This window comes from Bacillus sp. iso_77, from assembly GCF_056173625.1.
Genome location: NZ_CM149683.1, coordinates 1,764,904 through 1,779,112, shown reverse-complemented (window position 1 = coordinate 1,779,112; position 14,209 = coordinate 1,764,904). Strand labels below are relative to the sequence as shown.

17 protein-coding genes and 1 pseudogene are annotated in these 14,209 nt (G+C 38.0%); 13 read left to right on the top strand and 5 right to left on the bottom strand.

The features are described 5' to 3' along the window. Positions 1-105: 105 nt before the first annotated feature. From AC0VYC_RS09035 to AC0VYC_RS09015, 5 genes are all read left to right on the top strand, one after another. Entirely contained in the window at positions 106-1,998 is a 1,893-nt protein-coding gene (locus AC0VYC_RS09035; RefSeq protein WP_335350296.1) for a beta-glucoside-specific PTS transporter subunit IIABC, read from the top strand. Positions 1,999-2,021: 23 nt separating this feature from the next. Further along, on the top strand, positions 2,022-3,488 hold the full coding sequence (locus AC0VYC_RS09030) for a glycoside hydrolase family 1 protein (protein ID WP_327878874.1): 1,467 nt from the start codon (positions 2,022-2,024) through the stop codon (positions 3,486-3,488). Positions 3,489-3,724: 236 nt separating this feature from the next. After that, entirely contained in the window at positions 3,725-4,126 is a 402-nt protein-coding gene (locus AC0VYC_RS09025) for a MerR family transcriptional regulator (protein WP_017367349.1), read from the top strand. 26 nt (positions 4,127-4,152) lie between these two features. Further along, positions 4,153-5,079, top strand: coding sequence for an alpha/beta hydrolase fold domain-containing protein (locus tag AC0VYC_RS09020; RefSeq protein ID WP_045034793.1), 927 nt, complete (start codon positions 4,153-4,155; stop codon positions 5,077-5,079). A 223-nt stretch (positions 5,080-5,302) separates the two neighbouring features. After that, the gene (locus AC0VYC_RS09015; protein WP_427243633.1) at positions 5,303-5,725 is read left to right on the top strand and encodes a cytidine deaminase; all 423 of its coding nucleotides are present in this window, start codon (positions 5,303-5,305) and stop codon (positions 5,723-5,725) included. A gap of 43 nt (positions 5,726-5,768) precedes the next feature. Here the strand turns inward: AC0VYC_RS09015 and AC0VYC_RS09010 are convergent, their stop codons facing one another. The 3 genes from AC0VYC_RS09010 to AC0VYC_RS09000 form a co-directional block, all read right to left on the bottom strand. After that, on the bottom strand, positions 5,769-6,536 hold the full coding sequence (locus AC0VYC_RS09010) for a pentapeptide repeat-containing protein (RefSeq protein WP_427243635.1): 768 nt from the start codon (positions 6,534-6,536) through the stop codon (positions 5,769-5,771). 80 nt (positions 6,537-6,616) lie between these two features. After that, a complete protein-coding gene (locus AC0VYC_RS09005) occupies positions 6,617-6,784 on the bottom strand; it encodes a YdhR family protein (RefSeq protein WP_135009131.1) in 168 nt (55 codons plus the stop codon). A 108-nt stretch (positions 6,785-6,892) separates the two neighbouring features. After that, the gene (locus AC0VYC_RS09000) at positions 6,893-7,081 is read right to left on the bottom strand and encodes a hypothetical protein (protein WP_024719068.1); all 189 of its coding nucleotides are present in this window, start codon (positions 7,079-7,081) and stop codon (positions 6,893-6,895) included. A 256-nt stretch (positions 7,082-7,337) separates the two neighbouring features. Between AC0VYC_RS09000 and AC0VYC_RS08995 the strand changes: the two genes are divergently transcribed. The 7 genes and pseudogenes from AC0VYC_RS08995 (at position 7,338) to AC0VYC_RS08965 (ending at position 11,937) form a co-directional block, all read left to right on the top strand. Then, positions 7,338-8,507: an FAD-dependent oxidoreductase gene (locus tag AC0VYC_RS08995; RefSeq protein WP_475389951.1), complete on the top strand. Its 1,170-nt coding sequence runs from the start codon at positions 7,338-7,340 to the stop codon at positions 8,505-8,507. A 42-nt stretch (positions 8,508-8,549) separates the two neighbouring features. Beyond that, entirely contained in the window at positions 8,550-9,230 is a 681-nt protein-coding gene (locus tag AC0VYC_RS08990; RefSeq protein WP_400912404.1) for a TetR/AcrR family transcriptional regulator, read from the top strand. A 162-nt stretch (positions 9,231-9,392) separates the two neighbouring features. Further along, positions 9,393-9,998 (top strand): helix-turn-helix transcriptional regulator, encoded by a 606-nt coding sequence (locus tag AC0VYC_RS08985; RefSeq protein WP_475389949.1) that lies wholly within the window; start codon positions 9,393-9,395, stop codon positions 9,996-9,998. Continuing rightward, a pseudogene (locus tag AC0VYC_RS08980) lies at positions 9,971-10,042 on the top strand (helix-turn-helix transcriptional regulator); the annotation flags it as partial. The gene AC0VYC_RS08985 and the pseudogene AC0VYC_RS08980, both read left to right, overlap by 28 nt. Positions 10,043-10,053: 11 nt before the next feature. Further along, positions 10,054-10,428, top strand: coding sequence for a RidA family protein (locus AC0VYC_RS08975; RefSeq protein WP_025207414.1), 375 nt, complete (start codon positions 10,054-10,056; stop codon positions 10,426-10,428). Between the two features lie 72 nt (positions 10,429-10,500). Beyond that, the gene (locus AC0VYC_RS08970; RefSeq protein ID WP_277518452.1) at positions 10,501-11,604 is read left to right on the top strand and encodes a threonine synthase; all 1,104 of its coding nucleotides are present in this window, start codon (positions 10,501-10,503) and stop codon (positions 11,602-11,604) included. Between the two features lie 78 nt (positions 11,605-11,682). After that, on the top strand, positions 11,683-11,937 hold the full coding sequence (locus tag AC0VYC_RS08965; protein WP_475389946.1) for a hypothetical protein: 255 nt from the start codon (positions 11,683-11,685) through the stop codon (positions 11,935-11,937). A gap of 62 nt (positions 11,938-11,999) precedes the next feature. Here the strand turns inward: AC0VYC_RS08965 and AC0VYC_RS08960 are convergent, their stop codons facing one another. Next, positions 12,000-12,344 carry a winged helix-turn-helix transcriptional regulator gene (locus AC0VYC_RS08960; protein WP_017359567.1) on the bottom strand — a complete coding sequence of 115 codons (345 nt, stop codon included), beginning with the start codon at positions 12,342-12,344 and terminating at the stop codon, positions 12,000-12,002. A gap of 141 nt (positions 12,345-12,485) precedes the next feature. On the opposite strand from AC0VYC_RS08960, the gene AC0VYC_RS08955 reads away from it, so the two are divergent. Continuing rightward, positions 12,486-13,067, top strand: coding sequence for an NAD(P)H-dependent oxidoreductase (locus AC0VYC_RS08955; RefSeq protein WP_475389944.1), 582 nt, complete (start codon positions 12,486-12,488; stop codon positions 13,065-13,067). Positions 13,068-13,438: 371 nt separating this feature from the next. Here AC0VYC_RS08955 and AC0VYC_RS08950 read toward each other — a convergent pair whose 3' ends face one another. Continuing rightward, complete coding sequence (locus AC0VYC_RS08950) at positions 13,439-14,026, bottom strand: TetR/AcrR family transcriptional regulator (RefSeq protein WP_234925114.1); 588 nt, start codon at positions 14,024-14,026, stop codon at positions 13,439-13,441. Positions 14,027-14,209: the final 183 nt, after the last annotated feature.

The window sequence follows — 14,209 nt, the reverse complement described above, 5'->3', positions numbered from 1 at the left end:
TGTTATGAAAAAGCATTAACCTAAACAAATCTCCATGAGAAAGAATGATCTTTTCTATGGTGGATTTTGTTTAGGTTTTTTTTGTAAAAATGAAGGGGTGAAGGCATGAAAAACAAAGAATTGGCTGGAAAAATTGTGAAATTAATTGGTGGAACCGAAAATATATCTCAAAGTTGGCATTGTATCACACGGCTAAGATTTAATCTCAACGATGAAAGTCAGGTAAAAGTAGATGAGCTGAAAACATTAGATGGTGTTTTAGGTGCTCAATTCCAAAGTGGACAGTTCCAAGTCATTATTGGAGCAAAGGTAGCAGAGGTTTATGAGGAAATCGATCATCTGGCAGGTCATAGCAGCAATAATTCGGCTCCTGTTAAAAACACGTCAAAGATGAATCCAATTGAAGTCGTATTCGATGTGATCAGCGGGATTTTCACACCTATTTTGCCAGCGATTGTTGGTAGTGGATTGATCAAAGGGATCATGGCACTGTTCGTTAGCTTAGGCTGGCTGGCGGAGACAAGCTCTACCTATCAAGTACTTCAAATTTTTTCAAATGCTGTCTTTTACTTTTTACCTTTTCTCATTGCTTATTCGGCAGCGAAGAAATTTAAAACGCGAGAATCTCTCGCACTCGCATTAGCAGGAATTTTACTATATCCAACGATGCTCGAAGGTGCAGCAAAAGGAGCAGACCCGTTAAGTTTTTTAGGGTTAAGTATTCCACTAAATAATTACACATCTTCTGTATTACCTATTATTTTAGGTGTGCTATTACTAAGTTTTGTCGATAAGTGGATAACAAAAGTGATCCCCAAATCCTTAAGTATCGTATTTACACCGGTACTGAGCCTGATGATCACAGCTCCTCTTACACTGGCTTTTATCGCTCCTATTGGGAACGTTTCTGGGCAATATTTAGAAATTTTTTTCACTTCTTTGTTCAATTTCGCTGGTCCGATTGCCGGTTTATTAATGGGAGGCTTGATGCCACTCATTGTGTTAACTGGAATGCATTACGCATTCTTCCCAAGCACGTTAGCCAGCTTTGAAAAAGTGGGTTACGATATCATGCTGCTTCCGATGAATTTCATTGCGAATATGGCACAAGCAGGCGCTGTGTTAGGTGTCATCATCCGTACCAAGCGGGTAGAAACAAGGTCATTAGCGCTTTCAACATTGCTTCCTAGTTTCTTCGGGATCACAGAACCAGCCATTTATGGAGTCACACTTAGACTAAAAAAACCTTTTTATGCTTCATTAATTGGCGGCGCAGTCGGTGGATGTTTTTACGGTTTATTTTCAGTTAAAACGACAGCCTTTTCGATCCCAGGCATTACTTCACTGCCAACTTACATTATGAAAGGGACAAATAATTTTCAGCTGGCTCTGATTGGAATCGCCCTTAGCTTCATCGTGTCACTTCTCATCACCATTCTCCTTGGATTTCAGGAGTCTGTCACGGCCGCTAACGAGCAAACAGCAGAAAAGCCAAATCACACTGAGAGTACAGAGAATCAACAAATATCTAAGCAAACAACCCCTTATGAAGTTCAAGCACCTATGAGTGGAAAGATCATTCCTTTATCTGAAGTGAATGATTCCGTGTTCTCAAGTGAAATGATGGGGAAGGGAGTCGCAATTTTGCCTGATAAGGGGGTGGTACAAGCACCGTTCTCAGGAAAAGTAGTGACTGTTACACCTACTAAACATGCCATCGGACTCGTTTCAGATGATGGGATTGAATTATTGATCCACGTGGGGATTGATACCGTCAGCCTAAATGGCCAATTCTTTGATGTACTCGTAAAAGAGGGCGATGAGATGAAGATGGGGGATCATTTATTATCGTTTGATATAGAAGGAATTCAATCAAACCATTTAGATGTAGTGACACCTATTATCGTCACAAATTCAACGCAATACCTTGATGTGATTCATACAGGTGACGCTTATGTCACCGCAGGTCAAAATAAGCTCTTAATGCTTATTCACTAATATAAAGAGAAGGGATGATTGAAATGAAGAATGTAAAAAAAGGATTTTCAGATGATTTTTTATGGGGTGGCGCAACTGCTGCCAATCAAATAGAAGGCGCATACTTAGAAGGTGGCAAGGGCCTGTCGACGTCAGACTTTGCTGCATATAAAGATCCTTATGAAAAAGGAAAAGTGAACAACTTTACTTTCGATGTGAGTTCAGCTGAATTAACAAGATACAAGGAACAACCCGATGAATTTGATTTCCCGAAAAGACGCGGAATCGATTTTTACCATCGATATAAAGAGGATATTGCACTATTTGCAGAGATGGGCTTTAAAGTGTTTCGCTTGTCTATTTCATGGGCAAGAATCTTTCCAACTGGTTTAGAAGACAAGCCGAACGAAGAAGGATTGGCTTTTTACGATAACGTATTTGATGAGTGTGCGAAATATGGAATTGAACCGCTAGTCACGATGTCTCATTACGAAATGCCGATTACTTTAACAGAGAAATATAATGGCTGGATGAGTAGAGAGCTTGTCCCGTTGTTTGAAAAATATGCCCGTGCCATTTTAGAAAGATATAAAAATAAAGTGAAGTATTGGATTACATTCAATGAAATGAATATGAACCTCAACAGCCTTTACACCGGTGCTGGAATTTTAGAGGACCTAGTAGACCATAAATTACAGGCTGCGTATCAAGCATCACATCACCAATTTATCGCCAGCGCTCTCACAGTGAAGGCTGCAAAAGAAATCATTCCACATGCACAAATTGGCTGTATGATTAACCAAATAGAAGCCTATGCAAAAACAACGAAACCAGAGGACCAGCTGCAAGCGGTAAAATCGAACCAATTGAATATGTTCTATCCGGATGTTCAAGCTAGAGGTGAATATCCAACATACATGGTGAAATATTTTGCTGATAACGACATAAAGCTGGATATCGAAGAGCAGGATGAGCAAATTTTGAAAGAGGGCATTGTTGATTTTGTGGCGATCAGCTACTATATGTCGCACGTAGCAGAAGCGCGAGAAGATGCAGCTGAGCTAGCGGGTACTTTTGATAGTCCAATCAAAAATGAGCATTTAGAGTTATCACAATGGGATTGGCCAATTGATCCAATGGGTCTGCGCATTTCATTAATTAAACTGTATGACAGATACCAAAAACCTTTATTTGTTTGTGAAAATGGACTTGGCGCAAGAGATACATTGACACCAGACAGAGAAATTCACGACGATTATCGAATTGATTATTTAAAACAACATATTGAACAGATGAAAGAAGCAGTCAAAGAAGGTGTCGACTTAATGGGGTATACACCATGGGGTTGTATTGACTTAATTAGCTGCGGAACATCTCAAATGAGTAAGCGCTATGGTTTGATCTATGTAGATCAAGACGACAGAGGGAATGGTTCATTAAATCGTTACAAAAAAGATTCCTTCTACTGGTACAAAAAAGTGATTGAAACAAATGGGGAAGATTTATCATAATCCAGATGGAATAATGATGACACCATTGCATCCGCCTTAATTGGCCGGGTGCGATGGTGTTTTATTTGTTTACCGAAAAGTAACCTTAATGATGTCATAGCAAGCACTAGAGATCTCTTTGCTACAATCATTTGATAACAAAAGTTGGCCGAAAAATGTTTCACCTTGACCTTGAAGTATAGTTCAACCTTTATAATGTACATATAGTAAAACAAAATAATAAAAAAGGAGTAACGATGGAGTTGATGACTAGAGGAGAACTTGCCAAAAAAACAGGAGTAAGTCCTGCCGCAATTCGTTACTATGAAGAGCACAACATATTACCTGCTCCAAGACGACGTTCAAACGGTTACAGATTCTATACAGACGACTATGTTGTGAAAATTCAATTGATCAAAGATGCGAAAACGCTCGGTTACTCATTAAAGGAAATAGCTGAAATTATGGACATGCTAAGTCAAGACATAGACCTTGATACCCTAAGACAAATTGTCCATCTTAAACATGAAGAAATTGAAAAGAAAATTAAAAGCCTTCGTCTCATTCAAGACCTTTTATCTAACTTATTAAAAACCCCTGAAAAAAAAGTACAAGTCTACCTGGAATCATTTCGTGTTCCGAAGCAGGATGATCAATAAACCTATTGAGTGAAGGAGAGAAAAAAATGAGTGTAGAAATGTATCATGGTGAACGTTCTAAAGAAAGTATTCAATTTGAAACATTATTCGCTTCGCAAAGTAATAAAGAGAGTTTTTCTAGTATCGAACAGACAAAAAAATTTCTTGAGCAAAAAGGAATTGAAAATACGCAGCCTTATGCCATTGGGGATGATGTGAAGTTAATCAGTGAGGTACAAGAGCAGACATTCGAAGGCATGCAAGTTTTCACATTGAATGAACAAGCATCACAAAATCAAAAAACCATTCTCTATCTACATGGTGGTGCGTGGACAAATCAGCCTTTGAATGTCCATTGGTGGTTCATGGATAAAATGGCACAATCACTAGGTGCGAAAGTAGTCGCTCCTATTTACCCAAAAGTACCTCATTATAGCAACCAGGATACGTATCCGAAAATGCTTAACCTATATAAAGACCTTCTGAAAACTGCCGGAAGTGCCAATCAATTGACGATCATGGGAGATTCAGCTGGGGGAAACATCTCACTTGGTCTTGCGCACCTTTTAAAGAAAGAGGATCTGCCGCAACCGAAGGATATCGTGTTACTATCTGCGTGTGTGGATATGAGCATGAGCAACCCTCTCATATTTGAATACGCAAAAAAGGATCCGATTCTAGGTCATGAAGGAATGGAAGTCATCACAAAAATGTGGGCAGCTGATCAAAGTCTCACAGACCCATTGATTAGTCCCATTTACGGTGACTTTAAAGGGCTCGGGAAGATCACTCATTTTATCGGAACACATGATATGCTATATCCAGATGCCATAAAACTTGATGAAAAACTATCAGAACAAGGAATGGACATCAAAACCTTTGTTTATCCTGAAATGCTACATGTGTTTGTTGTCATGCCAATTCCAGAAGCGGCAGATGCTCTGAAGAAAATCATTCAAGTGATCAATCGTTAGGGATTCAGTTCACACCTAGAAAGGGTACATGTTCTGATGTAAATAGGCGAAAAGGCTGCTTACTTGAAAGCAGCCTTTTTCAATTGAATATGAAATACATTCAGAATGGCAATTCACTACAGATTAAACGGTCTTTTGGCTGGTTTGTAAAGGAGAGTGAAATTCAGTTCATCACCTCATGTTTGGTATAATACATACGAGCAGTAAGGAAAGGGGAAACGCGATGAAAACGTTTGATCTATCACAAGAAGATATCGAATTAATAGACGAAGCAAAAAAGAAGATTATCAGTCTTTATGAAGATGACAAGCATCATGTAGGGGCAGCGATCCGCATGAAAACAGGAGAAATCATATCAGCTGTCCATATAGAAGCCTATATCGGACGGGTAACTGTTTGTGCAGAAGCCATTGCGATTGGTAGCGCTTTATCGAATGGATACAAAGATTTTGATACAATTGTTGCAGTGAGACACCCTTATTCAGATGAAGAAGATAGAAGAATCAGGGTAGTCAGCCCTTGCGGCATCTGCCGAGAGCTCATTTCAGACTTTGGACCAACATGTTTTGTCATCCTTGATATGGATGGGCAGCTGGTCAAGATGAAAATCGAAGAACTCATTCCGCTCAAATATACTCGAAGCTGATGTACCACATAAAGATAAAATAGGAAAAGGGATGTAGCAAACGTTACATGTGATTCTTGCTACATCCAAGATGACTGAAAAAGCGTTCAACAAAAGCGGCCCCATGTATGGTTTCCATATATTTCGTGTTAAAAATATACTGTTCCTTTTGTTCAAGCTTCCGCAGACTCCGCACTAGTATTTTCCGATCATGGTCAGACAGAGTAGGATCATCATCTATCTTCTCAAAGGCCTTTTTCACACGTGCAGATACATGTTCAACATATAAATGGTGTTTGGATGCTGGCGGAATACATGCCCCCAGGTCACAGCCTATAAAACGAACACCATCAAGGGTGCAGTTTTCAAAATTGGCGATCAGCTTTTGTTTGCCATTTCCATCAAACGTTATATCTATTAGCTTACCAGCAAAGGTACAATTGACGATGTTCGCTGCCTGTAAAACACGGTCATTGAATCTACAATTAGAGAAAGTACAATCGATAAACGTAGCATTCTCCAATGTCATTCCCCTCATATCGCAGGAAGAAAATTCGCAATTGGTGAAGACAGCTTCGTTTTTGCCAATGCCCACAGAGCGCAAATCTGAATGACTAAAAGTACAATGATCAATCGTACTACCGGCAAAAAATCTCGCATTCGTCAGATCACACGTATCAAATACAAGATGATCCAAGTGACAGCTCCAAAAAATAGGAGAACAAACATTTGAGTTGATGATCGTTGTTCTGCTGATTGTCTCGTTTTCATACCTGGCAACATCAGAAAATGTTTCGTTTTCTCCTGATATATCAGACTCAATTCTTCTCATCGCTATCACCCTATCATTTCTTCAGCATTTTTCAATCATGATGTCCATTTTTTCTATCAGCTCTTGTCTTTGACTCAAGATTATATCACAAAACGATATGCGTTTAATGGACCTTTTGTGATATGAGGAATGTCAGAATTCCTATTAAAGATTTTCGCATTGATGTCTATTATGCCAAAGCTAGTGATTCGTTTAGCGTGCATATCGTGATATGTTTCAGCGGTTTCTTTTGTTTTGAATAAGTAGATTCCCTATCGGGGTCAGCTTGTATACATTCTTTGACTGAACACTAAGGTAAATCACAAAAACCTAAACAAAATCCACCGTCATAAACAATGGGTATTTGTTTAGGTTTTTTAGCGATTGAATCGTTTTCGAAGAACTAGGCATGAGACAGCGAATACTGCGAAAGCGCCCGCTGATCCAGCAGCAAACACCAGCTCAAATTGTTCTGGTTTCGGTTTGAATAACAAAGGGACTGAAAGAATGAGCGCAGCACCACTAAAGCTTAATCCTAATATCAACATGGCCAATAATTTATTCATAGAAACACCTCTTACACTTAGAGTGAGAACAATGGAGACCTACTGATCTAAGTATCATTGTTATGATTCGACAACCTTTAACCGTCCTAAATGGAGTGTATCATATGATGGTAGGCGATTGGTTTCTTTTCATGAAAACACAATCGTACAACAAACAATTTTAAACGAACACTGTTCTTTACGAACGGTGTTCGTTATAATATAAATGAAATGAAATTTAAAACGCTTTCCACAAAGGGATGAGGAGATGCAGAAGATGACGTCATTATCTAAGAATCAAAAGCAAATCGCTATCATTGGAGGAGGACCTGGGGGACTAACACTTGCCTTAATTTTGCAAAATTACGGTATACAAACAACCATCTATGAACGGGAGATGCATGACAAGAGCCTTGAACGAGGGGGCTCACTGGATATTCACGAAGAAACAGGTCAAAAAGCCTTAAAAGAAGCAGGAGTTTATGAGAAATTTCAAAGGAATGCCCGCTATGAAGGGGAAGATTTCCGATTACTTGATAAATCAGGAAGAATTTATTTAGATGAAGAAACGGAATCAGATCAAAAAGGTACTCGCCCGGAAATTGATCGTGGTGTGTTATGTGAACTACTATTAGAACAAATTGATGCTGAAACCATCAAATATGGATATAAACTAGAAAGGTGCGTTTCATTAGAAAGTGGTATGACCGAGCTTCATTTTGAAAACGGGGTTGTCGAAACAGTTGACCTTTTGATTGGGGCTGATGGTGCTTTTTCTCGTGTGCGTCCTCTGTTAACAGATATTGAGATTGAATACTCTGGGCTCACGATGCTAGAACTGAATGTCTTAAGCGTAGAGGAGAACCACCCTGATTTAGCTGAATTTAATAAACGAGGTAAGATGTTTGCTTTGGCAGACCACAAAGGACTGATTGGGCAGTTAAATGGAGATGGCCGAATCAAAGTGTATGCAAGCCTTATGGTAGAACGCAATTGGATCGAGACTTGTGGTATACCGTTTCATCAAGCGAAAGAAGCAAAAGAACAATTATTAGCGTTATTTAGTGATTGGGATGATCAGCTGAAAAACTATATTCGTTATGCAGAAGATGCCATCATTCCAAGGCGGATCTATACGCTTCCTACCGGTTTTAAATGGAATCGTCATAAAGGAGTAACGCTTATCGGTGATGCAGCTCACGTCATGTCGCCATTCGCAGGCGAGGGTGTGAACATGGCGATGTTTGATGCAAGGGAGCTAGCACTTGCTATTGTCCGACATCCTCATCATATTGAAAAGGCGATTGAAGAATACGAAGACATGATGTACGAATATTCATCAGAAAAAGCGCATGAATCGGAGAATAGTTTAAAACTGTGTTTTTCAAAAGACGCTGCGGTCAAGCTTGCAAATATGATGAATTCTTTTCAAAAGGATGATGATTGATGCTCAATTTACTATTTTACTTTGACATGTTATAAAGAGAGTATGAACAATTCAAATCGTCGTATGATCAGTCGCCGGTCTCGGCCGGCTAAAGAACCCTTAAGCCGTGAGCTGATTGTGAAAACGGCCTATGAGCTTCTTAAGGAGCAAGGAATAGAGGGCATGAGTATGCGTAAGGTGGCTAAAGCATTGGATACGGGACCTGCATCCTTGTATGTCTACGTGAACAATGTTCAAGAACTCAGTGCTTACGTATTGGATTATGGTCTCGGACAAATGGTTTATCCAGATTCAAAGGATAGCACATGGAAAGAACAGTTATTCGACATATTGCATACTTATTTCCTACTGCTATTCGAAAAACCGGGTCTCGCTGAAATTTCTCTTTCCACCATTCCACAAGGAACGAACTTTCTTCAGTTGACCGAACGTATTCTCGCTGCATTGCATGAAGGCGGGATCAAATCTACATCCGCAGCATGGGGAGTAGACCTATTGCTGTTATACGTATCTTCTGTAGCTTACGAAAAGGTCTCTTGGAAGAAACAAGGCTCTTCACAGATTTCAGACACAAAAAAAGCATTTCTTCAAGCAGATAAAACGCAGTTTCCTTTCATTCATCGTGTAAAAGAAGAAATATTTGCAGGTGATACCGTATCAATGGAACGATTCCGATGGGGAATTGACGTCATTTTGTATGGAATCCAGCAGGAAGACAATTAGAAAGGAGCATAAGCAAAAAGCAGTCAATGGCTGCTTTTTTTATATGGTGATTTTCATATTTGTGATCTTGTGAGCATTATAATATATAAATAAATCTATATATTGTTTTTATATATAAAAAATTATATAATCTAGTGGAATAAAAAAATGAGGTGCTTAGGCATGGAACATATTAAAAAGTTATTAGAGAGTTATATTCCTTTAGCAAAATCTACTGCAAAAATGTTTGGACCAAATTGTGAAGTGGTGATTCATGATTTAACGAATCCTCAAGCATCTGTCATGTTTACAGTAAATAACCATGTGACAGGAAGAGAAATCGGCCAATCATTTGATCATCTAGTCAAGACTGTATTACAATCAGAAGATTTTAAAGAAGATTATCTGGCTGGTTATACATTTGTAACAGAAGATAAGCGTACGATTCGTTCTTCGACTTCATTAATACGTGATTCAAAGCAAAAAGTGATCGGTGCTTTCTGTATCAATTTTGATGTTGAAGCACTGAATCAAATGCAGCAATTTATGGATACTTTTCTTACTACACACGTGGAAGCTCAAGAGAAAGAAACAACATCAAATGATGATCTTGAAAATGTGGAAGAAATAGTAGATCAATTGATTCAACAAATCATTCAAAACAGTGTTCACCCAGTCATGAAACGTCATGAAAAAATTGAACTAATCAAATTTATGGATGAAAAGGGCATTTTTTTAATGAAAGGATTGTTGAGAAGGTCGCATCTATGTTGGGTATTTCCAAAGTAACCGTCTATAGCTATTTGGATGAAATCAAAAATAAATCGAGGTAAGGAGTGTAAAAATGGAAAGCATACTCGAGGTAGGAAATCTAAAATCAAACGGACACTATGCATTCGCAACCATTCATCAAAACACGGTCTATGTGTCGGGACAATTTGCCATCAATCCTGAAACGACAGAAAAAGAGTTCGGCCCCATTGAAAAAGAGACATTACAAGCGCTTAAGAATGTAGAGATGATTGTAGAGGCTGCTGGAAGTAAAAAAGAAAAGATTTTGCGCATGACATTATACATTTCAGATATTGAATTATGGGACAAAGTAGATGCGGTTTATACCGAATTTTTCGGTGAACATAAACCAGCACGTACGATTGTACCAACGAATGAATTACATTTTGGTTTCAAAATTGAAATGGATGCCATTGCATATATTTAGAATATTTTTTTGACCATCCTATATAAAAAATTATATTTTGTATAAAAAAATATTCAAAGGGGCAGATGAAAAATGAATCAATTAATTTGTAACCATTGCGAGGAAAAATATGAGATGACACCAACTCTATGGAAATGTGATTGTGGTGGAGTATTAAATCTAGTGAAAGATACCCCGAAAATAGACGTCACAGCTTGGGATCACTATCCAAATTCATTATGGCGTTATGTTGAAACCATGCCATTTCCAAAAGATTCTAAGACGTGGGAAACTGTGACAATGGGCGAGGGCCAATCTCCTTTAATCGTTCTAGGTCCTAATGAGCCAAACACTTATGTAAAAGTTGATTATATGATGCCGACACTATCATTTAAAGACCGTGGAGCAGCTGTGTTAATGACAAAAGCTAAGGAATTAGGGGTAACAAAAGTCATTGCTGATAGCAGCGGGAATGCAGGAACGGCAATTGCTGCGTATGCTGCGCGTTGTGGTATTGCCTGTGACATCTATCTAAGTGATCAAACATCACCTAAAAAAGTCGCTCAAATAAAAGCCCACGGAGCAACGATTAAAGAAATTCATGGTACACGAGAGGACATTGCAGCTGCGGCCCAAAAGGCAGTAGACGAAGAAAACGTTTTTTATGCAAGCCATGTCTATAACCCTTATTTTTTCGAAGGTACAAAAACATACGCCTATGAAATCTATGAGCAACTAAAAGGAGCACCGGATGCTTTAATCATTCCGGTTGGAAACGGCACTCTGCTGCTCGGTGCATATTATGGCTTTAGAGAGTTATTCGAAAATGGTCTCATTCATAAAATACCGAAAATTGTTGCTGTACAAGCGAAAAACTGCGCTCCACTTGTGAAAGCTTTTCAACATGCGGAGGAATCAGCAACGCCTGTGACAAATAAAGGGACTGTAGCAGAAGGGATCGCTATTGCTGCCCCGGCTCGCTCCAAACAAATTTTGGAAGCTGTATACAAGACGAATGGTACGTTTATTGATATTGAAGAAGAAGAAATTATACATGCACGTTCTAAACTGAGTGAGAAAGGATTTTATGTCGAAGTGACATCTGCCATCAATTTTGCTGGCTACATGAAATATCAAAAGGAATCAGAAGAAACCATTATCATACCTCTTTGTGGGGCAGGGATTAAATCAAAATAACCTTAGGACTCTGGTAGAATAGAGCGTTGCGTGCCTCGTTGTCCTATTATAGGTTCAATCAGGAGTAATATTTGCGAAATGAATTTAGATGATATGGAGGGTTTTGGCGGGGACATACCATTTGAGAACTTTACAGATGACATCATTCCTTTGCTGAATCTTTCGGATTCTGATAGTTACTTAATGCCAGATGTTTGTAAAACCGTTGCAGTTAGATTACGTCAACTGATCCACAATTGGTCTGATGATGATATAGATAAAAAGAACGCTCTCTATCTGGCAGAAGGAATGGAGTTAGCGCATCAACAAAATGAGTCAATCAGATTGATATAAGATGAGAAGAAAGCTACTTTAGAAAGCATGTTTAAACTGTAGTAGCTTTCTTTCCATTCTACCTAATTATTTTTCATTTGTTCCTCTCCCCAATAACATATCTCATCTAATACAGGCATCAGTGATAAACCCTTTTCAGATAAACTATATTCTACTTTTGGAGGCACTTGGGGATATTCTTTACGATGTATTAAGTGATCCGCCTCAAGCTCTTTTAGTGTATTGGTTAATGTTTTAAAAGAAATCGTTCCGAGCTTACGTTTCAGCTGATTATAGCGAACAGGACCATCGTTTGAATATAAAGCATACAGAACTGGCATTTTATATTTCCCACCAATTAATGACAAAGTATACCCAAAACCAGTATCTTTTAGCTCAGCTTTCGTCTGGAAGGACTCCTCATTCATTTTATACTCTCCTTTGGGTTAGTATCGCACTTTGATTACCGTACTTGTAGTATGTTATAGCACACAATAAAATGAATGTACATCAAAAAATGAATGTACATCAAAAAATGATGCAAAACTCAGAAGAAGGGTGAATGAATAATGAAAACGATTGTCTATGCACATCCTTGGGATGGAAGTTATAATCATGCCATTTTGACTTCCATAACAGAAAAATTAGAAACAAAGAAAGAACCGTTTCAAGTGATCGATTTATATAAAGATGGATTTAATCCTGTTTTTACAGCTGAAGAATTAAAACATTTTCATAAAGGAGAAACGCCTTATCCATTAGTGAAGGATTATCAAGAAAAATTAAAACAGTCAACAGAATTGGTATTTATATTCCCTGTCTGGTGGTGGGATTTACCTGCTATTTTAAAAGGATTTATTGATAAAGTGATGTTAAGGGGTTTCGCATTTACGGAAGATCAACACACTGGTGCTTTGAAAGGTTTATTGACAAATATAAAAAAAACAACCGTGATTCCAACATCTACAACAGATAAGGATTATATTGAATCGGAAGCTGGAAATGCCATTCAAAGCGTTTTTATTAACAGAACACTAGCTGATTTGGGATTGAAAAATGAATCCACGAAATGGATTCATTTTTCTAGAGTGAACTTAACAACAGATGAAAAGAGAAAGCAATTTTTAAAAGAAATATCCCAGAACATTTGATTTACAGTACAACAAATAAGGCCCATCTTCTACGACCGATTTAATTTCTTGAGAAGGTCGTAGAAGTTTTGAAATTTGAAAGAGGTGAGATTTAGACAAACAAAAGGATAGACTTGTACAAGAAGGTAAATGTAGATCCATTGTATGATCTGATAAACAATAGTCGTATAAGAATCCCACTATTTAAAGTAAGCTTTATAACTTTAGTGCTACACGTTTCAGCAGACTCTTTATCACCAGTCATTTAAGCAACAACAAATCGAGCCTGCCTAATTGACCTCTTGCACTCCTCCAAATACCCCATTATTTAAATCCATACCATTTCTGTGTTATAGCACTGCCGGCTCAAGCAGATTGTTAACATCATTCCATTAAAGAAAATACTGACTCATACCATTTCTAAAGATAGGCAGGGTCTTAGTCACTAGCTCTTCTGATGAAATAAGTCTTCCATCCTTATTCCATGTGTATGCAGCTCCGTATATCCCCCAACTTAGCATAGTAGATAGGGTTGTTACCATTTGTTTATCCTCTAATTCGATGATGTTGTTAGTTCCTTTTAGCATAAGATCAGCTATTAGTTTCTGTAACTCCTCTTTAATTTTACTTTCGATAATAGTTCCTAAAGAATGATAACCTTTGGGACATAGGTCGCTTATCTCTTTATGGTGATCACACATGGCTAGAAAAATATTTGCAATGACTTTTTCATTGAATCCATCGTGATCATTGAGTCTTTTTTTCAATTTGTCTGTAAATGTATTGGTGATTGTAGAATGTAACAAATCAAATTTATCGTCAAAGTGCGCATAAAATGTAGCGCGGTTAATAGTAGCCTTTTCTGTGATATCACGTACCGTGATATGGTTGAAATCTTTTTCACTAGCTAACGAAAGAAAAGAGTCTACAATCAACTGTCTTGTACGAAGTATTCTCGGATCTTTTTTTGGCATAATCATTTTTTCTTCTCCTTTTAGGGTTCATCATCTTGTCTAAAAACGACAATACATATAGAAGTGTTGCGTAAACTACATATTGGCTATTTTGATTATTGTTTATTATTCTTTTTCATCTTATCATCAATTATACAACGCGCGTTGCTTAAATAACACATGTTATTACGAAAGATTTTTGATCAAGGA

What these genes read in the sequence shown, in the direction of transcription:
- AC0VYC_RS08985 (WP_475389949.1), top strand. Translation starts at nt 9,393, where the DNA reads ATGGAACATATTAAAAAGTTATTAGAGAGTTATATTCCTTTAGCAAAA.
- AC0VYC_RS09015 (WP_427243633.1), top strand. Translation starts at nt 5,303, where the DNA reads ATGAAAACGTTTGATCTATCACAAGAAGATATCGAATTAATAGACGAA.
- AC0VYC_RS09020 (WP_045034793.1), top strand. Translation starts at nt 4,153, where the DNA reads ATGAGTGTAGAAATGTATCATGGTGAACGTTCTAAAGAAAGTATTCAA.
- AC0VYC_RS08955 (WP_475389944.1), top strand. Translation starts at nt 12,486, where the DNA reads ATGAAAACGATTGTCTATGCACATCCTTGGGATGGAAGTTATAATCAT.
- AC0VYC_RS08965 (WP_475389946.1), top strand. Translation starts at nt 11,683, where the DNA reads ATGAATTTAGATGATATGGAGGGTTTTGGCGGGGACATACCATTTGAG.
- AC0VYC_RS08960 (WP_017359567.1), bottom strand. Translation starts at nt 12,344, where the DNA reads ATGAATGAGGAGTCCTTCCAGACGAAAGCTGAGCTAAAAGATACTGGT.
- AC0VYC_RS08975 (WP_025207414.1), top strand. Translation starts at nt 10,054, where the DNA reads ATGGAAAGCATACTCGAGGTAGGAAATCTAAAATCAAACGGACACTAT.
- AC0VYC_RS09030 (WP_327878874.1), top strand. Translation starts at nt 2,022, where the DNA reads ATGAAGAATGTAAAAAAAGGATTTTCAGATGATTTTTTATGGGGTGGC.
- AC0VYC_RS09025 (WP_017367349.1), top strand. Translation starts at nt 3,725, where the DNA reads ATGGAGTTGATGACTAGAGGAGAACTTGCCAAAAAAACAGGAGTAAGT.
- AC0VYC_RS08995 (WP_475389951.1), top strand. Translation starts at nt 7,338, where the DNA reads ATGACGTCATTATCTAAGAATCAAAAGCAAATCGCTATCATTGGAGGA.
- AC0VYC_RS08970 (WP_277518452.1), top strand. Translation starts at nt 10,501, where the DNA reads ATGAATCAATTAATTTGTAACCATTGCGAGGAAAAATATGAGATGACA.
- AC0VYC_RS09010 (WP_427243635.1), bottom strand. Translation starts at nt 6,536, where the DNA reads ATGAGAAGAATTGAGTCTGATATATCAGGAGAAAACGAAACATTTTCT.
- AC0VYC_RS09000 (WP_024719068.1), bottom strand. Translation starts at nt 7,081, where the DNA reads ATGAATAAATTATTGGCCATGTTGATATTAGGATTAAGCTTTAGTGGT.
- AC0VYC_RS09035 (WP_335350296.1), top strand. Translation starts at nt 106, where the DNA reads ATGAAAAACAAAGAATTGGCTGGAAAAATTGTGAAATTAATTGGTGGA.
- AC0VYC_RS08990 (WP_400912404.1), top strand. Translation starts at nt 8,550, where the DNA reads ATGAACAATTCAAATCGTCGTATGATCAGTCGCCGGTCTCGGCCGGCT.
- AC0VYC_RS08950 (WP_234925114.1), bottom strand. Translation starts at nt 14,026, where the DNA reads ATGATTATGCCAAAAAAAGATCCGAGAATACTTCGTACAAGACAGTTG.